At 70.3% G+C, this 22,418-nt stretch carries 24 protein-coding genes; 10 read left to right on the plus strand and 14 right to left on the minus strand.

Going from position 1 to position 22,418, the window contains the following annotated elements:
- Window positions 1-4: 4 nt before the first annotated feature.
- The gene (locus tag AB0I22_RS32915; protein WP_363134653.1) at window positions 5-430 is read right to left on the minus strand and encodes a MarR family transcriptional regulator; all 426 of its coding nucleotides are present in this window, start codon (window positions 428-430) and stop codon (window positions 5-7) included.
- Window positions 431-516: 86 nt separating this feature from the next.
- On the opposite strand from AB0I22_RS32915, the gene AB0I22_RS32920 reads away from it, so the two are divergent.
- Complete coding sequence (locus tag AB0I22_RS32920; RefSeq protein ID WP_363134654.1) at window positions 517-1,158, plus strand: MBL fold metallo-hydrolase; 642 nt, start codon at window positions 517-519, stop codon at window positions 1,156-1,158.
- 140 nt (window positions 1,159-1,298) lie between these two features.
- On the opposite strand, the gene AB0I22_RS32925 is transcribed toward AB0I22_RS32920, so the two are convergent.
- Both AB0I22_RS32925 and AB0I22_RS32930 read right to left on the minus strand, forming a co-directional pair.
- Window positions 1,299-1,514, minus strand: coding sequence for a 4-oxalocrotonate tautomerase family protein (locus AB0I22_RS32925; RefSeq protein ID WP_363134655.1), 216 nt, complete (start codon window positions 1,512-1,514; stop codon window positions 1,299-1,301).
- 12 nt (window positions 1,515-1,526) lie between these two features.
- Window positions 1,527-2,429 carry a helix-turn-helix transcriptional regulator gene (locus AB0I22_RS32930; protein ID WP_363134656.1) on the minus strand — a complete coding sequence of 301 codons (903 nt, stop codon included), beginning with the start codon at window positions 2,427-2,429 and terminating at the stop codon, window positions 1,527-1,529.
- Window positions 2,430-2,659: 230 nt separating this feature from the next.
- Between AB0I22_RS32930 and AB0I22_RS32935 the strand changes: the two genes are divergently transcribed.
- Window positions 2,660-3,619, plus strand: coding sequence for an NAD(P)H-binding protein (locus tag AB0I22_RS32935; protein ID WP_363134657.1), 960 nt, complete (start codon window positions 2,660-2,662; stop codon window positions 3,617-3,619).
- A gap of 63 nt (window positions 3,620-3,682) precedes the next feature.
- Here the strand turns inward: AB0I22_RS32935 and AB0I22_RS32940 are convergent, their stop codons facing one another.
- Window positions 3,683-4,117, minus strand: coding sequence for a protein-tyrosine phosphatase family protein (locus AB0I22_RS32940; RefSeq protein WP_363134658.1), 435 nt, complete (start codon window positions 4,115-4,117; stop codon window positions 3,683-3,685).
- A 179-nt stretch (window positions 4,118-4,296) separates the two neighbouring features.
- Here AB0I22_RS32940 and AB0I22_RS32945 point away from each other — a divergent pair, with 179 nt between their 5' ends.
- Both AB0I22_RS32945 and AB0I22_RS32950 read left to right on the plus strand, forming a co-directional pair.
- Window positions 4,297-4,941, plus strand: a complete 645-nt coding sequence (locus AB0I22_RS32945; protein ID WP_363134659.1) for a TetR/AcrR family transcriptional regulator — start codon at window positions 4,297-4,299, stop codon at window positions 4,939-4,941.
- On the plus strand, window positions 4,938-5,738 hold the full coding sequence (locus AB0I22_RS32950; protein WP_363134660.1) for a VC0807 family protein: 801 nt from the start codon (window positions 4,938-4,940) through the stop codon (window positions 5,736-5,738). The genes AB0I22_RS32945 and AB0I22_RS32950 overlap by 4 nt, the downstream gene beginning before the upstream one ends.
- Window positions 5,739-6,028: 290 nt before the next feature.
- Here the strand turns inward: AB0I22_RS32950 and AB0I22_RS32955 are convergent, their stop codons facing one another.
- On the minus strand, window positions 6,029-6,790 hold the full coding sequence (locus AB0I22_RS32955; RefSeq protein ID WP_363134661.1) for a sulfite exporter TauE/SafE family protein: 762 nt from the start codon (window positions 6,788-6,790) through the stop codon (window positions 6,029-6,031).
- An 84-nt stretch (window positions 6,791-6,874) separates the two neighbouring features.
- On the opposite strand from AB0I22_RS32955, the gene AB0I22_RS32960 reads away from it, so the two are divergent.
- On the plus strand, window positions 6,875-7,810 hold the full coding sequence (locus AB0I22_RS32960) for a LysR family transcriptional regulator (RefSeq protein ID WP_363134662.1): 936 nt from the start codon (window positions 6,875-6,877) through the stop codon (window positions 7,808-7,810).
- A gap of 149 nt (window positions 7,811-7,959) precedes the next feature.
- On the opposite strand, the gene AB0I22_RS32965 is transcribed toward AB0I22_RS32960, so the two are convergent.
- The 9 genes from AB0I22_RS32965 to AB0I22_RS33005 all read right to left on the minus strand — a co-directional run bounded on the left by AB0I22_RS32965 (window position 7,960) and on the right by AB0I22_RS33005 (window position 18,718).
- Window positions 7,960-8,085 (minus strand): hypothetical protein, encoded by a 126-nt coding sequence (locus AB0I22_RS32965; RefSeq protein ID WP_363134663.1) that lies wholly within the window; start codon window positions 8,083-8,085, stop codon window positions 7,960-7,962.
- Window positions 8,082-8,615, minus strand: coding sequence for a class I SAM-dependent methyltransferase (locus tag AB0I22_RS32970; protein WP_363134664.1), 534 nt, complete (start codon window positions 8,613-8,615; stop codon window positions 8,082-8,084). Before AB0I22_RS32970 ends, AB0I22_RS32965 begins: the two co-directional genes overlap by 4 nt.
- 111 nt (window positions 8,616-8,726) lie before the next feature.
- Window positions 8,727-9,593, minus strand: a complete 867-nt coding sequence (locus AB0I22_RS32975) for an LLM class flavin-dependent oxidoreductase (RefSeq protein ID WP_363134665.1) — start codon at window positions 9,591-9,593, stop codon at window positions 8,727-8,729.
- A gap of 212 nt (window positions 9,594-9,805) precedes the next feature.
- The gene (locus AB0I22_RS32980) at window positions 9,806-10,810 is read right to left on the minus strand and encodes a HEAT repeat domain-containing protein (RefSeq protein WP_363134666.1); all 1,005 of its coding nucleotides are present in this window, start codon (window positions 10,808-10,810) and stop codon (window positions 9,806-9,808) included.
- Window positions 10,811-10,813: 3 nt separating this feature from the next.
- The gene (locus tag AB0I22_RS32985; protein ID WP_363134667.1) at window positions 10,814-11,485 is read right to left on the minus strand and encodes a HEAT repeat domain-containing protein; all 672 of its coding nucleotides are present in this window, start codon (window positions 11,483-11,485) and stop codon (window positions 10,814-10,816) included.
- Between the two features lie 668 nt (window positions 11,486-12,153).
- On the minus strand, window positions 12,154-12,780 hold the full coding sequence (locus AB0I22_RS32990; RefSeq protein WP_363134668.1) for a Holliday junction resolvase-like protein: 627 nt from the start codon (window positions 12,778-12,780) through the stop codon (window positions 12,154-12,156).
- Between the two features lie 824 nt (window positions 12,781-13,604).
- Window positions 13,605-14,708 (minus strand): DUF5954 family protein, encoded by a 1,104-nt coding sequence (locus AB0I22_RS32995; protein WP_363134669.1) that lies wholly within the window; start codon window positions 14,706-14,708, stop codon window positions 13,605-13,607.
- Between the two features lie 274 nt (window positions 14,709-14,982).
- On the minus strand, window positions 14,983-16,671 hold the full coding sequence (locus AB0I22_RS33000; protein ID WP_363134670.1) for an alpha/beta hydrolase: 1,689 nt from the start codon (window positions 16,669-16,671) through the stop codon (window positions 14,983-14,985).
- A gap of 853 nt (window positions 16,672-17,524) precedes the next feature.
- Complete coding sequence (locus tag AB0I22_RS33005; RefSeq protein ID WP_363134671.1) at window positions 17,525-18,718, minus strand: MFS transporter; 1,194 nt, start codon at window positions 18,716-18,718, stop codon at window positions 17,525-17,527.
- Window positions 18,719-18,821: 103 nt separating this feature from the next.
- On the opposite strand from AB0I22_RS33005, the gene AB0I22_RS33010 reads away from it, so the two are divergent.
- From AB0I22_RS33010 to AB0I22_RS33030, 5 genes are all read left to right on the plus strand, one after another.
- A complete protein-coding gene (locus AB0I22_RS33010; protein ID WP_363134672.1) occupies window positions 18,822-19,430 on the plus strand; it encodes a TetR/AcrR family transcriptional regulator in 609 nt (202 codons plus the stop codon).
- Between the two features lie 210 nt (window positions 19,431-19,640).
- The gene (locus tag AB0I22_RS33015) at window positions 19,641-20,045 is read left to right on the plus strand and encodes a hypothetical protein (RefSeq protein ID WP_363134673.1); all 405 of its coding nucleotides are present in this window, start codon (window positions 19,641-19,643) and stop codon (window positions 20,043-20,045) included.
- A complete protein-coding gene (locus AB0I22_RS33020; protein ID WP_363134674.1) occupies window positions 20,038-20,991 on the plus strand; it encodes a caspase family protein in 954 nt (317 codons plus the stop codon). Before AB0I22_RS33015 ends, AB0I22_RS33020 begins: the two co-directional genes overlap by 8 nt.
- Window positions 20,985-21,452 carry a hypothetical protein gene (locus AB0I22_RS33025; protein WP_363134675.1) on the plus strand — a complete coding sequence of 156 codons (468 nt, stop codon included), beginning with the start codon at window positions 20,985-20,987 and terminating at the stop codon, window positions 21,450-21,452. The genes AB0I22_RS33020 and AB0I22_RS33025 overlap by 7 nt, the downstream gene beginning before the upstream one ends.
- Before the next feature lie 242 nt (window positions 21,453-21,694).
- Window positions 21,695-22,339, plus strand: a complete 645-nt coding sequence (locus tag AB0I22_RS33030) for an HAD family hydrolase (RefSeq protein ID WP_363134676.1) — start codon at window positions 21,695-21,697, stop codon at window positions 22,337-22,339.
- The last annotated feature ends 79 nt before the right edge of the window (window positions 22,340-22,418 follow it).

Consider the following 22,418-nt stretch of genomic DNA (forward strand, 5'->3'; position numbering starts at 1 on the left):
TCAGTCACTTTCCGGCGAGGTGGGTGGCCAGACGGGACAGCAGGCCGACGCAGTCGCGCAGTCGCTCCTGCTCTTCGGGGCTGAACATGTCGTGAATGGCGGTGTTGACGGCGTGGGCGCGCTGGGCGCGTTCGCGCCGCAGGCGGGCGCGGCCGGCGTCGGTGATGTGCAGCAGGAGTTTGCGGCCGTCGCTGGGGTGGGGCTCGGCGCGTACCAGGCCGCCGCTGGTGAGTTCCTTCACGGACTTGGCGGCCGACTGATGCGTCACCCCGCGCCGGTGGGCGAGGTCGGCCGTGGTCAGCGGGCCGCCGCGGTCGAGGAAGCCGAGAGCGGCCGACTCGCCGGGCGGCATGGTGTCCACGCCCCGTACCGCCCGGACCAGCTCCCCGATCGACTGCCGCAACTCCTCGGCCAGCACGTCTTCATCCATGTCCGCATCCTACTCAGGACCTATGCAACTCAGGTGTACAGTTAAGTTGTAGATATTGATATTTCCTGAGCAGAGGGATTTCGATGATGCAGCTCACCAAGTTCGGTCACGCCTGTGTCCGCGTCGAGAAGGACGGCCGCCGCCTGGTGGTGGACCCGGGCGGCCTGACCGAACCGCAGGCGCTGGACGGCGCCGACGCCGTCCTCGTCACGCACGAGCACTTCGACCACTTCTCCGAGGAGACGCTGCGCCGGGCCGCCGAGAACAACCCTGACCTGCGCATCTGGACCAACTCCTCCGTGGCCGGGCGACTCGACGGCCTCGACGCCCGGACCACCGCCGTGGGCGAGGGGGACGCGTTCACGGCAGCGGGCTTCGAGGTGACGGTCCACGGCGCCTGGCACGCGGAAATCCACCCCGACATCCCGCGCGTCGCCAATATCGGCTTCCTCGTCGACGACGCCCTTTTCCACCCCGGGGACGCCTTGACCGTCCCTGAGGCGGACGTCGAGACGTTGCTGCTGCCGGTGCACGCCCCCTGGTCCACGGTCGGCCACCTGATCGACTACGTCCGCGAGGTCGCCCCACGGGACGCTTACGCCATCCACGACGGCGCTCTCAACGACATAGGCACCGCGATGGTCGGCGGTTTCCTGGGCGACGACGGCCCCGGCGCCGGAGCGCGCTACCACCGGCTGCCCCCGGGCGCGACGGCCCGGATCGGCTGAGCGCCGCTTCAACTCGTAACAGGCCGTACCGGGCGGTGGAAGCCGTACGGCTGATGCAGATCATCCGGCTCATGCAGCCCGTACAGCTGGTGCTGCTCGTACGGTCGCCACGGAGCCCGGCCGTGGGGGCCCGCCGGGCGTCAGCCCTCGGGCGATTGCCGGAGCATGGCGAGGGTCAGGACGTCGCCGCCGATGCCCCAGCCGCCGTCGGTCACCTCCTCGACCAGGACCATGGTGCTGGCGCGGGCCCGTTCGCCGTAAAGCTCGACGTACAACTCGGTGGCGCGCGCGACGATCCGTTCCTTCTGCGCCTCGTCGAGGCTTCCGGTGGGGACCTTGAAGTTCGCGAACGGCATGATGGGCCTCTTTCACCACCCGCACCACTCCCGGCCCGGACGACCGGGCGTACGTGCCGAGGAACCCAGGTCCCGCAAGGCATGCGCGGTCGCGTCGTCCGCCGGGTGGAAGGCCCAGATCCGGTGGCCCTCGCTCCCCGGCAGTTCCAGTACGTGCTGTTCCAGCGCGAGCGGCCCGACCCGCGGATGCCGGAACACCTTGCGGTCCATCGCCTTCTCGTAGAGCTGGTGCCCGTCCCAGACGGACCGGAAGACCTCGCTGCCCGCCGACAGCTCTCCGACCAGCCGCGTCAGGCGGGCGGACTCCGCTTCGGGGCCGGCCTGCGCACGTAGGGCCGCCACCACGCAGCGGGACAGTTCGGGCCACTCGGCGAAGAACGACGGCGCCCCGGGGGCGAGGAAGACCAGGCGGGCGTAGTTGTCGCGGGGCTCCAGCCCCTCGTGGAGAAGATCACCGAGCGGGTTGCCGCCCACGATGTCGAGCCGGCGGTTCACGAGCAGGGCGGGCACGGCCAGGGAGTCGAGCAGCCGGTGTACGGACGCCAGCCGATCGGGGCCCATCCGCGGGCCCTTCCGACTCTCCGACTCCTCCCCGTCCGTGTCCTCCCCGTCCGTGACCGTCGCCGCAGCGGTGAGTCCCCGCAGGTGGCGCGCCGCCACGCTGTCCAGCAGCAGCGCTTCGCGCAGACCCTCGACCACGGCGCGGGACGGCCGCCGTTCCCTGCCCTGTTCGAGGCGTATGTAGTAGTCGGTACTGATCCCGGCCAGGAATGCCACCTCGTCCCGCCGCAGCCCCGGCACCTGGCGCTGCGCCCCCGAGGCCAGCCCATGCTGTTCGGGCCCTACCTGATCGCGCCTGGCGCGCAGGAAGCCCGCCAGTGGCCCGCCCGCGCTGCGGCTGCTCGAAACGTTCATGTAGCCAGCGTAAGGACGAGGCACGCCGGCACCGCTGATTCTCGGCTCCAGCGCCGCCGATCGGGCGGGACGGAGCGGGGGTGGGTGTGCGATTCCTACCCGCCCGCTGAAAGGCGCGATTACGGTGCCGAACGCGTACCGGGAGACCGGGAGAGGCGCGGTCTCAGTCGAGCACCGGCCTCCGTTTCCCTGGCGCAGAACGCCACAGACCAGCGAAAAGAGATGAGTCGATGTTCGTCGTTACGGGCGCCAGTGGCCGAACCGGCCGGGCCGCCGCCGTGCACTTGCTCGCGCACGGGCACCCCGTCCGGGCCGTCGGCCGCTCGGCCCAGCGCCTCGCCGACCTCGCCGAGCGGGGAGCCGAGGTGTGGGAGGCCGACCAGACCGACACGGCAGCCCTGACGGATGCCTTCCGCGGCGCGGCCGGCGTCTACGCGGTGATCCAGCCCAACTACATCCCCGACCACCCCGACTTCGGCGCCTTCCAGGACCGGGTGACGAACTCCCTGGCCGAGGCGGTCACCGCGTCCGGCGTGACCCGCGTCGTCGGACTCAGCAGCTGGGGAGCCCAGCACCCCGAGGGCACCGGACCGGTCAGGGGCCTCCACCGCTTCGAACAGCGACTCTCGGCCGTCCCCGGAGTCGACACGCTGTGGCTGCGGGCCGGCTATTTCATGGAGAACCTGCTCGACCACGTCGACGCGGCCCGAACCCGCCGCCGCATCAGCGCCCCCTTCGACCCCGACCTCCCGTTGCCCTTCGTCACCACGCGCGACATCGGGATCCGAGCCGCGGAGGAACTCGCCACCGGGACCTGGCGGGGTACGGAGATCCTGGAGCTCCAGGGCGAACGCGACGTGAGCATGCGGGAAGTCGTGGACCTGATGGCGAAGGCCGTGAGCGCCGACGGCCGCGCTGCCGATGCCTCCACGGCCGATGGCCTCGCTGCCGCCGCCCCTGCCGTCGGCGATCTCGCTTACGAGCAGACCAGCATCGCCGCGTTCCGAGCGGAACTCCGCGGGAAGGGCGTGTCCGCCGACGTCGCGGACATGATGGCCGAGGTCGGCGAAGCCCTCAACACCCGCCACACGCGAATGCAGCAGCCGCGCACGGCCCGCACGTCCACTCCCACCACCATCGAGCAATTCGTCGAGGAGGAATTCGCGCCCCGATACCGAGCTGCCGCCTGACGCCGCCCCCATCGTGAAACGCGCAGAACGCCAGGCGACCTGAGCGTTCGGCACGCGGTCGCGCTACGCGTCCTCGAAGCGCAGTACGTAGCGCCGCTGCCACGGAGTCTCCACGGCGCGACCGTGGTAGTTCCGGCGGACGTACTCCACGGCTTCGTCCGCCGGAACTCCATCGAGAACGGCCATACACGCCAAGGCCGTTCCCGTCCGCCCCAGCCCGCCTCCGCAAGCGATCTCGACGCGCTCGTCCTCCGCGCGGGCCAATGCCTCCGCCAGTACGTTCCGAGCCTGCCGACCGTCTTTGGGCAGCCGGAAGTCGGGCCACGGCAACCATCGGGCCTCCCACTCGGTGGGCGGAGGCTCCTTTCCCAGCAGGTAGACCGCGAACGACGGCGCCGGCCCTGAGGGCAGGGGGTGACGCAGCCCCCGGCCACGTACCAGCACGCCGGACGGAAAACGTATGGTCCCGACGTCTGTCGCGCTCCAGTTCTCAGCCATGCGAGCACCTTACGGGCCCCGGTGGCGGGCTGAGCGATCGAGTCGGCCCTGTGCGCGCCGGGCCCGCGGAGAGCCGACCGTTCGTACCTCCGCACCCCCGTAGTGCCTCGTGCCGTTCGTCGGCGATGCGCGCCGCCACCGTCTTGCTTGGCTGAGCAAACCGTACTAGCGTCTTGCTCATGCAAGCAAGGAACAGTACGGGCAAGCAAAAGGCGGAGCGAAGGGCCAAGTCGTCCTTCACGGAGACAGGGCGCCGCGCCCAGATCGTCGCCGCGGCGATCGACGTCATCGCCGAGACCGGGTACCACCAGGCGTCGTTCGCGAAGATCGCCGAACGCGCCGGGCTGAGCAGCACGGGGATGATCTCCTACCACTTCGACGGCCGGGACGACCTGATGCGCGAGGTCGTCGCCGAGGTGATGCGGGTCTCGGAGGCGTACGTACGTCCTCGCATCGAGGCGCACGAAAGCCCGTCGGCCCGCCTGCGCGCCTCCATCGAGTCCAACCTCGACCTCCTCGCCGAGTACCCGAACCACCTCCCGGCGATCGTCGAGGTCCTCAGCAACCTCCGCGGCGGCGACCCCGGCATGGCCTCCTTCCTCGACGTGACGGAAGGGAACCTCGCCCTCCAGGTGGAGCAGATCCGCAAGGCGCAGCGCGCGGGCGAGTTCTGCGCGTTCGACCCGTGGGTGATGGTGCGCGCGATCCGGGCCGCCATCGACGACGTGGTGCGCCGCGCCACCCACGATCCGGATTTCGACGCACGAGGCGCGGGCCGGGAACTGGCGGACCTGTTCGATCGCGCCACCAGGAAGACGACATGACCACTGACGGCACGGGGGTACGCACCATGCGAGAGGACGCCACGACCGGAGCGGACGCGGGCACGTACGTCACCAACCAAGCAAGCCGCGAAACGCCACAGGCGGACGCGGACGCGAGTACGGGCACGAATACGGGCACGGCCGCGGACGCGGCTGCCGCGGTGCCCGCCCGGCGCCGCACGGCGGCGCTGCGCCGACGACTCGCCGCGCAGCTGTTCTTCGAACTCGCCCTGCCGCTCGGCTCCTACTACGGACTGCGCGCGGCCGGCGCCGGGCAGTGGCTGTCGATGGCGGTCGGCGGCTTGCTGCTGCTGCCGTGGATCGGCTACGGGATCGTGCGGCAGCGACGCGTCGAGGCGATGGCGGTCTTCACGCTGATCCTGGTGGTGGCCGGTGCGCTGCTGTCCCTCGTCACCGGCAGCCCGCGGGTGCTCATGATCCGGGACAGCTGGCTGACCACCGCGATCGGGTTCTGGGTGCTCGGCACGCTGCTCACCCGGCGCCCGTTCATGATGACGGCCTCGCGCGGCATCGTCATCGCCAAGGTCGGCGAGGCCGGACTGGTCGAATGGGAGGCGCGATGGGACGCGGAGCCGACCTTCCGCCACCACCTGCGGCTGATCACGGCGGTGTGGGGCGCGGGCTTCCTGCTCGACGCGGTACTGCGGGTGGTGCTGGCGTACACGATCCCCGTGGACGCCTTTCCGCTCACCAGCACCGTGCTCTGGCTGGTGCTGCTCGGCGGGCTGTTCGCCTTCCACAATTCGTACATCACGCGGCACGGTCTGAAGCTGTAGGAACTCGGTGCTCGGTGCTTGGGAGATGCCACGGGCGCGTGGGCCGAGAGCGGGGGAGGGGCCGATGAGCCTGCCGCTGCCGGACGGGCACCCTGAGGACCCGCCGCGAGAAGTTCCGATGGACCGCCCCGGCCCCATCGCGAGGCACTGCTCGTCCTTGCCGATCGCGGCCTACGGGCGCGACGAACGCTACGAGCGTGACGAGGCTTACGAGCCGGGACCGGCCTCGCGCGCCGACGATCAGTGGGCGGGTGGCGGTCGGGCGACAGCCGCGTGGCACGCGGTCAAGGTCAACCGCGAAGGAAGTACAGAACGGTAGTGGTGCCTGCGGAGGCCACGAGGAGCCCCCGCAGCAGCCAGGCGGGGAGGCGCCGGGCGAGGTGGGCGCCGCCGAAACCGCCGACCGCGGCGCCGACCAGCATGGTGCTGAGAACCAGCGGGGAACCCAGGGCATCGGACGTGATGAGGAGGAGCACGGTCGCGCTGGCGTAGATGGCCGCGAGCTGGGTGACCCGCATCGGGTTGCTGGCCGCGGCGTCGAGGCCGAGGCCGACGCTCCATACGGCCATCATCATGATGCCTACGGCTCCGCCGAAGTATCCGCCGTAGACGGCGAGGACGAACTGACTGATCAGCACGGACCGCGCACTCATGCCGGCGGATCGGCCGAGAGCGTTGTCGAGCGCGCGGGAGAGACGGCGTCCGAAGGCGACGAGCAGGGTGGCGAAGGCGAGCAGCCATGGCACGGCGGCCTCGAAGGACGCCGCCGGCAGCGCCAGCATGAGCCCGGCGCCGACCGCGCTCCCGGCCATGCTGATCAAGGTCAGCGCCTTCGTGGACGCCTTGCCGACCGGCACGAGTTCGCGTCGGCTGACCGACGCGCTGACCACGGCCCCCGGGACGAGGGCGATGGTGGACGATGCGTTCGCCGTGACGGGCGGCAGGCCGGCCGCCACCAGAGCGGGCAGCGCCACGAACTTGCCACCGCCGCCGATGGCGTTCAACACGCCGGCTCCGACACCGGCCGACAGGACGAGCAATATCTCCGACACCTGCCGATGATCACCCTGCGACCAGCGGCCCCACAATGCGCGAACGGCACACCCTGCATTAGGCAGTGCCTTAGGCTCACGAGAGTGCGCTACGACCTGGACGATCTGCGGCTCTTCCTCGACATCGTGCGGGAGGGGTCGATCACGGCGGGCGCCCGCCGCATGCATCTGAGCCTGCCGTCCGCCAGCGCGAGAGTGCGCTCGCTCGAACACCACGCGGGGGTGGCACTGCTGATCCGCGGCCGCAGGGGCGTACAGCCCACCCCGGCGGGTACGACCCTGGCCCGGCACGCCCGCGAGGTCCTGGCCCAGACGGCACGCCTTGAGAGCGCCGTCGCCGGCTACACCCGGTCCCCGAGCGCTCCGCTGATCCTGCTGGGCGGCGGCTCCGCGATGCACCGGCTCGTACCGCAGGCCCTCGTCTCCTTCCTGCGCGCCCAGCCCGACATCGACGTCACGGTCTCCGAGAGCCGCACCCCGCAGACGGTACGGACGCTGGCCGACGGCGAGGCGGACCTGGGCGTCGTCCAGGACGACGAGGCCCGCGACTGCGGCCTGACCATGGAACCGCTCGGCGACGACTCCCTGGTGGTGATCGGCCAGGCGGGCGGAATCCTCACGGACCGAGCCTCGCTGACCTACAGCGAAGTAGCCGAGCACCCCCTGGTCGGCCTCGACGCCGGTTCCTCGCTGCGCCGCTGGATAGAGAAACACCTGGGCCCCCACGCCCCAGCCGTGCGCTACCGCACCAGCGTCGCCAACCTCAACATCCTGGTCGGCCTCGTAGCCGCCGGAGTCGGCCTGGCCGTCGTACCCCGCCGCGCCCTCGACCCCGGCCAAGCCCTCGACGTATGCCGACTACAGGACCCCTGGGCCCGCCGCCGCCACCTCCTCGCCTGGGGCGTCAAGGACGGCACGCCGTCACCGGCGACCAAAGCCCTCGCCGAACACCTGAGGCAGGCGGCGCTGTCGTTGCCGACACCGGCCGTGGAACCGCTGCCGAACGGGCGCGACGAATAACCCCCGAGCCGCACCCGCGGTTCGGGGTCCCGCATGGGGGATGAACTGGGCCATGCCGTGGCGAAGCCTGATTACTGAAGCCGAAGCCGAACTCTCAGACTGAACTGCCGGTTAAGCAGCCGCAGTCGCGGCTTCTTGGTCGAGGCTTCTCAGCCGATGGCGGGCGGCGGCTCCGCGATGCCGATGAAGTTGGCGGCGACGGGCCGGATACGGGCCGACCACCCCAGAGCCGTGAGGCCGTCCGCGAGGACCTCGGCATCGTGGAACACCTTCACGATGCGGTACCGGCGACCGTCGTCGAGCCGACGCACTGCCGTAGGGATGGGCCGATCAGCGAGGATCTCCTCTTCCGAGGCCATGGCGGGACCGTCGTCGATGAAGATCGCTCTGCCGCCGGGCGCGAGCGCGCGGCGGCGACGGCCTTCCAGAAGCCGGGCAGCCGCGCCGGAGGGACGTGGGAGAGCCGGAAGGCGAAGAACACCGTGTCGTATCGCCGCGGCGGCCGCCACTCGAACAGGTCGGCCTGAACGAACCGCACCTTGGGGGACAGGACACGAGTCCGGGCGATGGCCAACACCTCGGCTGCCGCGTCGACGGCCGTCACCGAACGGGCACGCGCGGCGAGCAACGGGGTCCACTGGCCCGTTCCGCAGGCCAGCTCCAGTACATCTCCGCGGATCGGGAGGTCATCGGCGTCAGCCAGCAACGCCCGCGGGCCGTCGGGCTCCGCGTAGGGACGGTCGCACTCGGCCGCGCCGGCCTTGTAGTAAGCCATCTGCTCTGCCAGGAGAGCGTGGTCATCCATGCGGTTCCCCTCACCGGATTCGGCCGGGACCGGCGGGTGGAGCGCCCCTGCACGTTCTACGGTCCACCCGGCCCCGCGACGAAGAAAGCGGTCACTCAGACGGACGGAGGGCTACACCACCGGCGGGCCCTGCTCGATGCGGCGCAGCACCGGTTCCAGCCGGTCGATGTCCTCGCTGGTCTGGATCTGCCGCTCGTCCCACCAAGTGGCTCCGGCCTCGGCCAACGGGCCGATCAGGTCACGGGTCTTGGCGGCGTCCCCGCCCGGCGTGGCACCACCGAGGACGATCTCGAAGGGGGCGTCGGCCCGGTTCTCGCGCTGCTTGCGAAGGTAGGCGACGAGGTCGCGGACTCGATCGACAGGCGGTACGCAGCCGTGCTTGGCGTCTTCGAACAGCGGGACCGCGCCGTCCCAGCGGGCGGCCCGGCGCATCGGCGGGCGGCTCGGCCAGTACCCGGCGACCCAGACCGGCGGCCGGGGGCGTTGCACGGTGGCGGGCAGCAAGGTCACGTCGCGTACGTGGTAGTGCGGTCCATCGTGATTCACCGGTTCGCCCGACCAGAAGCGCTGCAGCAGATCCAGCCCCTCGTCCAGCCGCCCGGCCAGCACCTTGAGGTCCGTCGTGTCGCCGAAACTCTCGTACTCGTCCTCTACGGGCCCGCCCAGCCCCGTGGCGAAGGTGACCCGGCCGCCGCTCATGGCGTCCAACGTCGCCACCTGGCGCGCGAGTTGCTGCGGGCGCCGCCGGGCGACCGGGGTGACCAGCGTGCCGAGCCTGATACGGGAGGTCGCCAGCGCGGCGGCGGTCAGCAGCATCCAGGGATCGCCGAAGGGCCTGCTCCCGTGGTAGCGATGCAGCACGTGATCCCAGACGAACAGTCCGTCCCACCCTGCCTGTTCCGCGGCGGTGGCCGTTCTCGCCACGGTCCGGGGATCAGCGAAGTCGCCAAAATTCGGAATGTTCACCGAGAAACGCATCCCCGCATCGTGCAGCACGGCACCGGGGCCGGCAACCGATATATCTGCCACGCTCGGGAACGGGCAATCCGGGCCGGGCGAGAAGGCTCACGCACGCGACGCGCCTGCCGGTCGGGCCCCGCCGCGTTCCACTGCGACCCTGCCCGAAGGCTACGGCCGTCGCGTCCCGGCGGCTGCCGACTGACGGACCAGCTCGGCAACCAGGAATGCGCTCACGCCGACCGCTCTGTGAGGATGTACGCCGCGGTAAGCGCGACGGCACGGTCCTCGTCATGTGACAGATCCGCAAGGGCACTTGACGCCGTGGGCCCTGGAATACCTGCGAGCGCCTGCGCCAGACGTCGACGCGCGGCGGCCGATTCCACGGTGCCGTGGACGAGGCCGCCGACGAGCCCGGCGGCGATCTGATCCGCCAAAGCGGGGCCGTTCGCCAGCACGCTCAGCGCATCGGCGGCATCGACATCGTTCGTCCCCTCGACGACCATATCGATGAGCGTAGGGATCGCTTCGGCCTCTCCACGCGCCCCGAGGGCCAGAGCCGCGTACCTGCGGACCACGGCGTCGGAGTTCGCCAGGGCATCCCGCAGCAGACCGGTCGCTTCCTCGCCCGCCATCTCGGCGATGGACTGGACGGCGCGTTTCCGCACCTCGGCCACCGGTGAGCCGAGGCCCTGAGCCAGCAGCGCCGACACGCTGCCGTCCGACCGCGCCAGAGCCCATCGAAGGGCTCCGGCCGCATGCGGGTCCGACTCGTTCAACGCGGCCTCGACCAGGGCTTCCACGGGGACCGGAGCCCCTTCGGCTGAGGACAGGGCCGCGCGCTGGCGCTTCCCGGCGCTCTCCGAACCCAGGCCCTGGAGGAGCGCGACGACCTGGAGAGCGCTCTCCCAGTCGGCGGGTTCCGCGGCGCCGATCCGGCCGAGTCGCGTGAGCAGCTCCGTCTCACGCGCGATGCGTTCCCGGGTCTGGCGAATGAGACCGTCGACGAGTTCCGAAGGCGTGAAGCCGGGATCGTCCAGCGCGCGCCCGACTTCACGCAGCGAAAGCCCCAACGACCGCAGGCTCTCGATATGGAAGATTCGCCGGATATCCTCGCCGGAGTACTCCCGATAGCCCCCCTCGGTACGGCCCGTCGGCCGCACCAGGCCGAGCGATTCGTAGTGCCTGAGCATGCGGGCGCTGACCCCGGACCGTCGTGCCACATCACCGATCAACACTGCCTACTGCCTTTCCTGGCCGTCCGTGCCCAGGGCCACGATGCGCTTCGCCTCCTCGACCGCGAACTCGAACCCCGCGTCCGGATCGCGCGACAGCCGTTCCGTGGCGATCGCATGCTGACGCACGTGAGGGTCGAGAGCCGTCATCGCGGCGCGCAGGATCGGCGCTATCACCTTACCGAGCGCTATCAACGCCCGGCTCAGGCTCAACTGCGTCTCCCGCTCACCCCGCCCGAACTGCGTCGCCAACACCCGTGCCAAATCGCCCTCTTCCCCTTCGGGAACGAGTACGGCCGCCGCCCGCCAAGCGCTCCGTGCCACCTCGTCATCCGCGTCGGTCAGCAGCGCCCGGGTGATCGCCGGCCACGCCCCCTGATCCCCGATCTTGGACAGCGTGTGCAGCGCCTGGCTCCGCGCTTGTGCGTTCCCCGACCGAATCTCATCAATGAGCTCAGGGACCACCAGCGCGGCCGAGTGGCGGGTGAGCGCCCACGTAAGCGCCTCGCGTACGTAGAACTCGGGCTCGACCGCGCACCGCCCGATGAGCTTGCCGATGAATTGCGGGTCCGGGGCCGTGCCGGCCGCGAGCGCCGCCTGCAGCCGCTGTGACGAGCTGCTGCCCTCAAGCCCCTGGAACACCCGCATCGTGTTCGCGTTCTCTTTCGGCATGGTCATGGGGACCACCTCCTCGGCCACAGTGAAGGCCTTATCACTGTGTCAAGGTCAAGCCGGGCAGCGCCGTGAGGTGGTCGAGCGTCCTCTGCCTATCGAGTTCCGCGCTTGCCGCATTGGGGGAGTCGCTGCCGGCCCTGGTGCGGAACGCTCGACTGCCCGGAGACCGTCAATTCCGCCGGCCCAAAGCCATGAGCGCTTCGCGGAGCTCGATATCCGCCGGGTGATCCGCACGATTCGGGTAGTGATCCGCACGATCCATCGAGTCGTGCGTACTGTCGGCCGTCGGCGGCGCCCACTCGGAGCCTTCTGTCGAGCGCTGGTTTCCTCCCCGCTCGCATAGCCCGGCGCGGAGGCGACGGATTGCTTCGACGAGTTGTTCCGGCTCCGTTCGCACCACGGGAACCCCAAGAACGGCGACCAGGGAAGCGTCGTTCGCGACGGGGCCGACGAGGGCGACACCTCCGAGGAGGTCCTGGCCTCCTACCTCTATCACTGCAACGCGGTGGCCTACACGTGCACCTTCGCAGGGCTGCGCCTGACCGATGGGCGCGCGGTCATCGGGCCACCCGACCGATGGGTCCGACTGCCGCGACGCGACTTCTGGAGGCGTTGGCGCCGGCGAGGCCGAGTCCGCCGTCGACTACTGGGCGATCGTGATGACGGGAGCGTCAGTCGGGCACATCGGTGGTCGGTGCGATCTGCGTCAAGTCCGGAGCCTCCTTGAAGCCGGCGGCGGGGAGCTGCCGGCCGCCGTCCACGGCGAACCGCTCCGGCCGTGGCGCCGCCGCCTCGCTCCGTTGCCGGTAAGCGAGTTGACCGTCCTTCTCCCTGGCCCTCCAGTACTCCCCGCGGGTGCGGCCCCCGTTCATGGCCGCGATGACCGCGCGCTGCTCGCGCGTGAGCGCGCTGGCGCCGTACTTCACATCGGCCAGGACGACCGTGAGGTCTTCGGGCTTCCGGATGCCCTGCCGGACCTCGAAGAGGCCGTCGAAGACGAGGAAGTCGATGTTTCCGCCCACGTGGATGATGTCTTTGGGGTGGTAACTGTGTTCCGCCGCGTACGGGAAGGCGTTCTCCGCGACATGGCCGTCGAAGGTGCTGCGTGAGCTGCGGGCGGCGCTCTTGCCCCGCTCGACCAGCGCCTTCTGCTGATTCTCCAAGGCTTCCCGGAGAGCGTCGCGAGCCTCGTCGGCACGCTGCTGCGCTGCCATGGCGTCGCTGCGGGCCGAGCGTACGAGGAGGGCCGCCGTGACCATGATCGCCACGAGGACCACGGTCATGATGACGAGTGCCATGGCTATGCCTCCCTGCGCTGTCGTCACGCCGACCGCTTCGCGCCGGCCGCACAACACCCTTTCCGCCATTGGTGCTTGGCGTCCGGGGCCTGCTGCCCGAGATGCTATTCCTGTTCGGACGGGCCGTCAGGCGGAACGGCCCCCGCCGGGCTCGAACTACGTCCTCGATCCGATCGTGCGAGCTCTGGGCCCGGTCGGCATCGGGCCGACGGTCGTGGAGTTCGGCAGAGCCGTCGCTGTACGCGGGGGCGGGTGTCTTGTGCCGTGTGCCAGCCCGGCGCCTTTGCGCGGTACGGGCGTCGCCTCCGGCGTGACGCGAGTGCGGGCGTACCCGTAGCGCGATCACGCGTTGACGGTCAGGCCGGCCCGTTTGAGCGTACGGCGATCTGCTCGGGGGAGAGGGGACGGACCTTGTCGACGAGGTTCTGCGAGCCGCCGTAGTAGCTGTGGAGCAGGCAGTGGGCCGCCTCGTCACCGACAGCTCACGCCTCCTCGTCGAGGCCGACGCGGCCGTGCACCGCTCCCACGAGGCCGGGTGATCCGTACTCGCGTAACGAAGCTTCGGACCGGCGTAGAGGAGCTTCGGGACCGCGTCGAAGAGCTTCCGGCCCGCCAGCACCGGTACGGGCGAACCGCCGCCGGCCGGCACCAGTTACCGCACCCCGCCCATGTGCCGCGTTGCTCCGCTGGGGAGGCGCCCGGGCCCGTCGTCGGCTGATGGACCGGGGGAGCGGCAAGGCCCGTACTCACCGAGTACGGGCCTTCACTTCGCGAACCGCGCGCGGGCCGCCTGCCGGAGCTCAAGAGCCGCGCCCCGCGGCCGTTCAGGAATCGTCGTCCTCGTCGTCCTCGCGGTCGAAGTGAATGACGCCGTCCTCGTCCAGGAAGGGGTGCATCTTCTCGGGAGGGTGGCTGTTGATGTCGGACGGGCGTGGCCCTTCGGGCCCGTCGGGGCCCCAGCGCAGGAGCCGGCGGGCCCGGCAGATCCGGCGGATGGTGCCCTGGAACTCGATCTGATTGGCACGTTCGGTCCGGAGCCGGTCGGCGACCTTCACGTACTCGGCCAGCTCCGCGGCCGCAGGGTCGGTGCCCTCGGCGGCCATCGTGCGGGCGTCGGCGTTCTTGTCGTCGGCATCCCAGGGAATGAGGCCCCGCTGGCGCGGCTCGAACCAGGTGAGGGCGAAGTCCAGCGTCTTGCGGACGTCGTGCGCCGTGGCGTGCAGGCCACTGCCGATCTCCCACCCGTTTCCGTCCCCCTCCACGACTCTGAACACCGCCGGCAGCAGCATCACGTCGGGATGGGTCCGTACCGCCCGCTGGGAGTCACCGAGTACGTTCTCGGGGTACCGGGATCCGGAGTAGGCCAGGCCGGTCAGCGCCAGCCGCTCAGCGGCCTGAGTCGGCGTGATCGGCGCATCCGGGTCCAGCACCAGACCGTCGTCGACCCTCGGCTCTTTGGCCCTGCGGTCCCAGTTCGGGACGGCAGGCTCGGGGTCGGTCGGCCGGGGCTGCTCGATGCCGTCCTGGCCCATGCCGGTGTATTCCTCGGCCCGCACCACCCGGTAGCGGGTCCCGAGCACGGTGAGTTCATCGACGCGTTCGCTCTCCAGGCGGGCGACCGCCGCCAGCAGGGCCCGCCGTTCCGTTCGGTCCTGGGCGTCGTCCTTCGCCCGGAACCACAGGCTTGAGTGGAGGCTGTCCCGGGCCTGCTGCGGACAGCCGGCCTCGACCGCGACCACCACCCGCCACCGCGACGCCTCCCCGGCATCCTGCGCGGCCACCCCGAACAACGGGCCCCGCACCAGCAGCGTGTCGATACCCACCGCGGCGTCCAGCGCGTCGGCCTCCTCGACCGACTCCACCGGACCCTCCGGGTACCTGACCACGATCCGGCGCATCTGCCCCGGCTTCACTTTCCGATGGTTCATGCCCTCATCCTGTAGACCACGGCAGGCGCCCACCGCAGGTTTCCTGATTTCCCACCAGCTTGAGCGACATCCGACCGTCGATCGGAACCCATTCCCTCCGTCTTCGGGCTCCCGTTCCGTATCCAGGCTCCCGATCCGGCTCCGTCTCCGGCTCCCGCTCCCGCTCCGGCGATGTACGGCGGGGCGGGCCCCCGTCAGAGGACTCCGCCCCGCCTTCACTGCGTCATGCGGTCTTCAGCGCGTCATACGGCGATGAGGAGGATTGCGTCCGGGCTCAGAAACGGTCCGGGGCGCGCTTCGGGAGCGGAGACCCGGGGAGGACGTCCCGCTTCTGGTCCTTCCGTGCCTTCTCGTTCGAGTCGGCTGTCGCCTTGCAGGTCACGTCCTTCGCCGGGAGTTCGCCGGTGCTCAGGTAACTGGCGACCGTGTCGTCCGTGCACGCGTTGCCGTTCGGGTAGACGCCGTGGCCCTCGCCGCCGAGGACGGTGACCATTTTCGAGCCCTTCATGTCGGCGTGCAGGGCCTGACCGCTGGGCAGCGGGGTCTGCGGGTCCCACTCGTTCTGGACGATCAGGGAGCCGACGCTGTTGTTCACCTTGGTCGCCGGTTCCGCGGACTTGTCCCAGAACGCACAGGGCTTGATGCTGGACGCGAAGTCGCCGAAGAGCGGGTAACGGCCCTTGTCCTCGATGGCATCCCGCCGGTAGCTCTCAGGATCGCGGGACCACGCGGCCGAGTTGTCGCCGCACACCACGGACCAGAGGCTCGCCAGAGTGTTGTCGGACGGCGTCTCGGAGGCATGGGCGGCGGTGCCTGCCGTCCCCCCGGCCACTTCGGATGCCGTACCCCCGGACCCTCCGGACCGGGCGAACGCCGCGAGCTTCTTCGCGGAGGCGGGCTTGCCGGCCGCGGCCTTCTTCAGTTCCACGACCCCTTCGGTGGCGTACTGCGGCGTGAAGACCGCCGCGCGCATGCCGCTGCGGATGTCGTCGCCGGTGGTCGGCACCCCGTCCACCTCGATGGGCTTCTCGTCCGCCTGCGCGACCAGGTCCCAGAGGGTGCGGTCGACCTTCTTCGGGGTGTCGCCGAGGTCGTACTTCTGCGAACGTTCGGCGGCCCACTCCGTCCACCGGTCGAACGCCGGCTCGGCGCCCTCCGCCCACCACTGGATCATCCCTCGCCAGGCGCGCGCCGGATCGACCGCGCTGTCCAGTACGAACCGGTCGGCCCGCCGCGGGAAGAGCTGGGTGTAGACGGAGCCCAGGTAGGTGCCGTACGAGTAGCCCACGTAGGAGAGCTTCTTCTCACCGAGGACCGCCCGCAGCAGATCCATGTCGCGCGCGGTGTTGCGCGTGGTGATGTGCCGGAGCGTGTCGCCCGCCTTCTTCTTGCACTTGTCCGCGACGCCGCGTGCCCAGGCGACGTCCTTGTCGAACGTCTCCTTCTTGTACGGCCGCAGCCAGTTCTCGTCCTCCGGCTTCAGACCACAGGAAACCGGGCTGCTCTTCCCCACACCGCGCGGATCGAAGCCGATGAGGTCGTACTTCTGCTGTGCGGACTTCGGGAGCTTCTCCCGCATCCCCAGCGGCATGTAGAGCCCCTCGCCGCCGGGGCCGCCGGGGTTGGAGAGCAGGACGCCGTGCCGCTTGTCGGGCGCGGTGCTCTTGATCCGGGATATCGCCATGTCGATCCGCTTGCCCCCGGGCGCCCGGTAGTCCAGCGGGACCTTGATCGTGGCGCACTGGAACTCCGCCGGGGAGCCGGCATCGCACCGCTTCCACCGCGGCTTCTGCTTCACATACCGGTCCAACGAGCCCTTGGCGGCGGCCGAGGAGGCGTTCGCCGGGGAGACGTTCGCCGGGGTGGCGGTCGGAGCGGCAGCGGCCGTCGAGGTGGCGAACGCGGGGGCCAGCGTCGCCGTCACGCTCACGGCCAACAAAGGCGCGAGACGTCTTCTGCGCACGATTTCGATCCTTCCGGTCGAGTGTTCGGACAGGAGAGATCATTCAGGAACCCGTCACATCTGCGAATCCCTCGCCGGGTGGCGCTCCCCTCCACCTTGGGGATGACTCAAGATCCGCGTGTGGTCCCCGAGTTGTAGGGGGCGGCCGAGACGGTACGGGCTCGTACCCGCCCGAGGTACGCAACGCGTCGACGAACATCTCAGGTCACCCGGGGAGCGGCAGCGGCGCGGGGGCCGCTCGTGGGCATGGCAGCGGCTGGCCGGCCGCTACGCCTCCCGGTCGGTGTCGAGCCGATTAACCAGGCGGTGTATCAAGGGAGTTCTGGTTCAACAGCAGTGGACTCCGGTGCCACGACGACTCCCGCAGCAGCCGCTGTGTCATCCCTCCTGGTCCGCTTTCCCCACAAGAGCGGCTGTGTCCGCAGTGCGCAGCACGGCCGCACCTCGGCCGACGGCCGGGTGTACGAGCCGCACCGTCCCCGGCGTCAGCCCATCGGCTAACGACGCCGTCCGCCGTCCCCAGGGCCGTCTTCCTCCGGTGCCGATGCTCCGACGGTGCGCCCTGAACCGGAGTCGCCCTCTCCGGGAGCGCGAGTCCGTACGACGAGGGGGCAGCGGGCGCCCTGGTGGTCCGGGGGAGTGGCGAAGGCCCGTAGCCGCCCGTAGCCGTCCGGTGGGCACGAGACCTCCGTGCGGAACGCTCGGCGGATCTCGCACCTGCGCTTACCGCTGGAGATGGGGCCGGAGCCGTAAGCCGGTGACGCACGCGGGGAGGGCCCGTCATCTGTCAGCGGAGGGGCGACCGGTCGGCGCGGACCGGCACGCAGGCGGGAGCGGTGCTGCCATTTCGCGATCACCGTCCTGCGGGGAATGCCGCGCGGCGGCCGAGGCCGACCGTGACCAGCGCCATGAAGGCGAGAGCGATCATCCCGATCGGAAGGGCCGACGCGCCCACGCCCTCGACGACGACGGCCCCTACCGCGCCGCCGGCGAAGATCGCCAGGTTGAAGGAGGTCGTCAGCATGGCGTTCGCCGCGTCACCGTTCTCGCCCGCGGCCTCTCCCATTGCCGTCTGCAACTGCGTGGCCGCGCCGCCGAACGCGAGGCCCCACAGGACGACCGCGACCAGCGTGAATGCGGTGGACTGCTGAGCGGCGACGAGAAGCGCGCCGGCCGCGATGAACAGGACCACGCTCGCCATGGTGAGCCCGCGAAGTGCGCGGTCGATGAACACGCCGGTGAACCAGATCCCTGCGAGCGCGGCGACGCCGAAGACGAGAAGGGTGAGGTCGGGCCGGAGCCCGAGGTGCGTCTGCTGCAGGTAGGAGGCGATGTAGGTGTAGAGCAGGTTGTGCGCGAGCATCCAGACGAAGACGACGGCGAGGATGGTCGCCACGCCGGAGATGCCGAGAACTCGGTTGAGCGGAGCGCGAGTTCGGGCTGTCTGGCCCGGGGCGTCGGGCACGAGGAACTTCGCGCAGATCATGACGGCGACGCTGAGCAGTGACATGGCGGCGAAGGACCAGCGCCAGCCGACCGTCGAGCCCAGCCAGGCGCCGAGGGGGGTTCCGACGGAGAGCGCGATCGGGGTCCCGGTCATGGCGATGGCGAGGGCGCGTCCGGCGTGCTCGGGCGCGGCGATGCGCCGCGCGTAACCGGCGAGCATGCCCCACAGCAGGCCGGAGAAGGCCCCCGCGACGAATCGGGCGACCAGGGCGATGGCGAGCGACGGCGCTATGGCGGTGACGGCGTTCGCGACGAGGAACCCGAGCAGGCCGGTGAGGAGGAGCGGCTTCCGCCGTATCCCGCGCGTGAGCGTGATCGCGGGGATCGCCGCGAGGACCGTACCGATCGCGTAGGCGCTCACGAGCTGGCCGGCGCTGCCTTCGGAGACGTCGAGTCCGGCGGCGAGCTGCGGCAGCAGTCCGGCTGGCAGCGTCTCGGTCATGATCACGATGAATCCGGTGCACGCCATCGCCACCAGCGCCGGTACGGGGAATGGCTTGTGCGCGCGCTCGTGGACCGGCGCGGGGCGCGTTGTGGCCATCGGGGCTCCTCCATTAATTACGGATTGAACGATCCGATATTGACGCAGGCGTCGCCGGGCGTCAAACTGGAATGGTCAGTCCGCAATAGAGGAGGTTCACGCCATGTCCCCCGCCGGCCGCCCCCGCACCTTCGACATGGAGGCCGTCCTGGAGGCCGCGATGCTGCTGTTCTGGGAACAGGGCTACGAAGCGACCTCGCTCGCCCAGCTCCGCGAGGCCACGGAACTGTCCTCCGCGAGCCTGTACGGCGCCTTCGGATCGAAGGAGGGGCTGTTCGAGAGAGCCGTCGAGCACTACATCGCCGGACCGGGCAGCGTCACCGATGTCCTGGCCGACGAGGCGGCGAGCCCTCGCGAGGCCATCGCCCGGCTCCTCCACGGGTCGATCGCCATGCAGACCGACGCATCCCACCCCCGTGGCTGCCTCATCGCCCTCTCGGGTACGACCCGGGCGCCGGGCGAGGGAGAAGCCGGGGCACGCAAGGCCGTAACCGCCCGCCGCGCGACGGACCGTGCACGCATCAAGGAATGCGTCGTACGCGGCATCGCCGCAGGAGAACTCGCCGAGACCACCGACCCGGAGGGCCTCACGTCGATGATCCACGGCTTCCTGCTCGGCATCTCCACGCAGGTGTGCGACGGCACACCGGCGGAACATCTGCACGCCGCGGCCGACGCCGCGCTCGCGAACTGGACCGCACTGGGACGCTGACGCCGCTCACCTCCCCGTCTGCTGCCCCGTTGAGATACAAGGCGCCGACCGCCCCCGATCAGTTGTCCGACTGCTGGGCCGCGCGAGCGCCGAGCTCACCGCCACACCGGCCCGGCCCGCGGCTGCACCGGCGGAGCGCGGCGCGCATCGTCGGTGGGTTCTTCAATGATTCCCCCTCTCAGATGTGCGCCGCTCCGTAAGGATGTCGCCATGGGAGAGACCGACACGCACCCGGAACTGCGGCTGTCCGTCGACACGGGGACCGATGCCGAGTACAGCCAGGACCGCCTGCGTTCTTTGTACGAATGGCTCAACGCCGAGGACGCGCTGCGCGGCTCGGCGAGGCTTCGAGGCGCGCCGCCCGCCGCCGGGAGCATGGGCGCCGTGCTTGAGTCGGTCACGGTCGCGGTGGGCTCCGGCGGCATCGCGGGAGTTCTGGCCCGCTCGGTGGCGATGTGGCTGGTCCAGGGCAGGCGCTCCGACGTCAAGGTGACGGTGGTCGCGGAAGACGGCAGGCGGGTGGAGGTGGATGTACACCGCGCCCGCGACCCGGAGGCGGTGATGCGGCAGGTGGCCTACCTGGCGCGAGGCCAGGAGACTTCGGCCGATGGGTGAGGTCTGGCGCCCGGACGGCGGCGCGTCGCGTGCCGTGCTGTTCGGGACGGCGAAGTACCGCTCTGCCGAACTGCCCGCCATTCCGGCCGTCGAGGCCAACCTCCACGCGCTGGGGGAGAGGCTCTCCGACCCGAGTCGCGGGCTGTTCTCCGACCGGCCCCGGAACTGCCGTGCCATGGGCGCGGCGGGGAAGCCCATCAACTCGGCATCCGTCGGCTCCGCCCTGGCCGACGCGGCGCGAGAAGCCACCGACCTGCTGCTGGTCTACTACACGGGGCACGGTCTGCTCGATCACCGAGGACGGCTTCACCTGGCGCTGGCGGATACCGACCCCGATCCTGAAACGGTCGGCTTCAGCGCCGTCCAAGTGGAATCGGTCCTCGGACTGCTGGGCCGGGCCCGCGCGAGAGCACGCGTGCTGATCGTGGACTGCTGCTATTCGGGCCGGGCGCTGGCCGCCATGGCGACAGAGCAGAGCGTCATCACCGATCAGCTCAAGCGGTCCGGCACCTACACCTTGACCTCGACGACGAGGACCGAACTCTCCTTCGCCCCGCCAGGAGAGCGGCAGACCGCCTTCACCGGAGCCCTGCTGCGGGCGCTCGAAGGGCCGCACGCGCTGACACTGGACGAGATCTACACCTTCGTCCACGACGACCTCACGGGTCGGGACCTGCCTCCCCCGCAGCGGTGCGCGGTGAACGCGGCCGGCAACCTGGCCCTGCTGCGGGCACCGGTACGGACAGGGGCGCGGCATGCGGCCGACGCGGACGGGGGCACCGGAGCGGCAGCGAACCGGCCGGTCGTGCCGCGGCCCGCTCCCTCCACGGGCAGCGCCGTGTTCGTACGGCCTCTGGAGCCGCCCGCGCGCAAGCGATGGCAGCGCCTGCCGGCTCGTTGCTGCTGCTGGCCTTGGCGCCGATCGAGTACGGCCTGTTTGTGCTGACGAACCCGGCCGTCCTGGTGACCGCACCCTTTCTGCTGATCCTGGGACTCGTGTTCGTCCTCGACCAGACGGAGCGGCGGTCCGTGCTGACGGTGGACGCCACCGGCCTGCGCCGCGACTGCGACCCGCCTTCGCCCAGCGGCAGCACCCACGTCCCCTGGGCGGACATCCTGTACGTGGGATGGCTCGGCCAAGTGGTGAACGTCCATAGCGGCACCGAGGAGAAGCAACTACTGGTGAGGCTTCGCGAAAACGCCGCGGTTCCACCCCAGTTGTCCAGAGTGAGCGAACCCCCCTCCGACGGAGGCGCCTACTACCTGCTGGGCACCCTGGGCCAATTCGGCATCTCCAACCCCCTCCTCCTGCGTGAGGAACTCCTGCGGCACTGCCCGGAAGACCAGCGCAATGACAAGGGCGTCCTTCACGGTCACCTGGCGGGCATACACCCGTTGATCTTCTGATCCCGTCGCCCTGCTGGCAGCGGCTGGGTGGCAGAAACATCGCGGACCGCGCCCACGGCAACTGCCCATCGGCCGCCCATCCTCCACCCGCAGCGGCATATGGCCGACGCCGCCGCGTCAGTACAGCTGCTAGGGCCCTTCGTCGGTGCGCCGAACGAGGCAGACGTCCGGTCGCTGCGAGTGGCCATCGTCCGGGACGGCTTCGGTGAGGCTGTTCTCAAGGTCTGTTCAGGGTGACGGGCATGGTGCGCGCTGTGGTGTTCGATGTCGGGGAGACGCTGGTAGACGAGAGCGGGCTGTTCGGCGGTTGGGCCGACTGGCTCGGGGTGCCGCGGCATACGTTCTCAGCGCTGATCGGGGCAGCGATCGCCCGCGGTGGGGGATTTGCCGAAGTATTCGAGACGGTCCGGCCCGGCTTCGACTTCCGGGTCGAGGACCGGTTGCGGGAGGAGGCCGGGGTGCCGGACCGGATTCGCGAAGAAGACCTCTACGCAGATGTCCGACTCTGCCTCCAGGAACTGCACAGCCTCGGCGTCTGGCTGGGCATCGCCGGAAACCAGCCGGCACGGGCCGGCCAGGACCTGCTGTCCCTTCGGCTGCCGGTGGACCTGGTGGCTACCAGCGAGGAGTGGGGGGTCCGCAAGCCTGACCTGAGGTTTTTCGAGCGAGTGGAGAGCGCTGTGCCGTTCCCGGCGGAGGAAATCCTGTATGTCGGGGATCGGATCGGGCGCGATGTGATCCCGGCGAAGAAGGCCGGGCTGCGGGCGGCGCTGCTGCGTCGCGGGCCATGGGCGTATCTCCATGGCGACGACGACGGCGGCGGCGGAGCGGATCTGCGGCTCGACGGGCTGACGGCTCTGCCGGAGTGGATCGCCGGGCAGCGCTGAATTGCTGATGATCTCCGGTCCACGGTGTCCAGGTCGCATCGCCTCACCACACGGGCCGGCGGCAGCTCCTTGCTGATCG

It is taken from the genome of Streptomyces sp. NPDC050610, from assembly GCF_040654875.1.
GTDB lineage: Bacteria > Actinomycetota > Actinomycetes > Streptomycetales > Streptomycetaceae > Streptomyces.

Excerpts from the sequence above, each read along its gene's own strand:
- AB0I22_RS32940 (WP_363134658.1), bottom strand. The coding sequence starts at position 4,117 with ATGGCTGAGAACTGGAGCGCGACAGACGTCGGGACCATACGTTTTCCG.
- AB0I22_RS33010 (WP_363134672.1), top strand. The coding sequence starts at position 18,822 with ATGTCCCCCGCCGGCCGCCCCCGCACCTTCGACATGGAGGCCGTCCTG.
- AB0I22_RS33005 (WP_363134671.1), bottom strand. The coding sequence starts at position 18,718 with ATGGCCACAACGCGCCCCGCGCCGGTCCACGAGCGCGCGCACAAGCCA.
- AB0I22_RS32950 (WP_363134660.1), top strand. The coding sequence starts at position 4,938 with ATGACCACTGACGGCACGGGGGTACGCACCATGCGAGAGGACGCCACG.
- AB0I22_RS32990 (WP_363134668.1), bottom strand. The coding sequence starts at position 12,780 with ATGGCACTCGTCATCATGACCGTGGTCCTCGTGGCGATCATGGTCACG.
- AB0I22_RS32935 (WP_363134657.1), top strand. The coding sequence starts at position 2,660 with ATGTTCGTCGTTACGGGCGCCAGTGGCCGAACCGGCCGGGCCGCCGCC.
- AB0I22_RS33020 (WP_363134674.1), top strand. The coding sequence starts at position 20,038 with ATGGGTGAGGTCTGGCGCCCGGACGGCGGCGCGTCGCGTGCCGTGCTG.
- AB0I22_RS32975 (WP_363134665.1), bottom strand. The coding sequence starts at position 9,593 with ATGCGTTTCTCGGTGAACATTCCGAATTTTGGCGACTTCGCTGATCCC.
- AB0I22_RS32925 (WP_363134655.1), bottom strand. The coding sequence starts at position 1,514 with ATGCCGTTCGCGAACTTCAAGGTCCCCACCGGAAGCCTCGACGAGGCG.
- AB0I22_RS32915 (WP_363134653.1), bottom strand. The coding sequence starts at position 430 with ATGGATGAAGACGTGCTGGCCGAGGAGTTGCGGCAGTCGATCGGGGAG.
- AB0I22_RS32985 (WP_363134667.1), bottom strand. The coding sequence starts at position 11,485 with ATGACCATGCCGAAAGAGAACGCGAACACGATGCGGGTGTTCCAGGGG.
- AB0I22_RS33015 (WP_363134673.1), top strand. The coding sequence starts at position 19,641 with ATGGGAGAGACCGACACGCACCCGGAACTGCGGCTGTCCGTCGACACG.
- AB0I22_RS32995 (WP_363134669.1), bottom strand. The coding sequence starts at position 14,708 with ATGAACCATCGGAAAGTGAAGCCGGGGCAGATGCGCCGGATCGTGGTC.
- AB0I22_RS32970 (WP_363134664.1), bottom strand. The coding sequence starts at position 8,615 with ATGGATGACCACGCTCTCCTGGCAGAGCAGATGGCTTACTACAAGGCC.
- AB0I22_RS32930 (WP_363134656.1), bottom strand. The coding sequence starts at position 2,429 with ATGAACGTTTCGAGCAGCCGCAGCGCGGGCGGGCCACTGGCGGGCTTC.
- AB0I22_RS33030 (WP_363134676.1), top strand. The coding sequence starts at position 21,695 with ATGGTGCGCGCTGTGGTGTTCGATGTCGGGGAGACGCTGGTAGACGAG.
- AB0I22_RS32920 (WP_363134654.1), top strand. The coding sequence starts at position 517 with ATGCAGCTCACCAAGTTCGGTCACGCCTGTGTCCGCGTCGAGAAGGAC.
- AB0I22_RS32945 (WP_363134659.1), top strand. The coding sequence starts at position 4,297 with ATGCAAGCAAGGAACAGTACGGGCAAGCAAAAGGCGGAGCGAAGGGCC.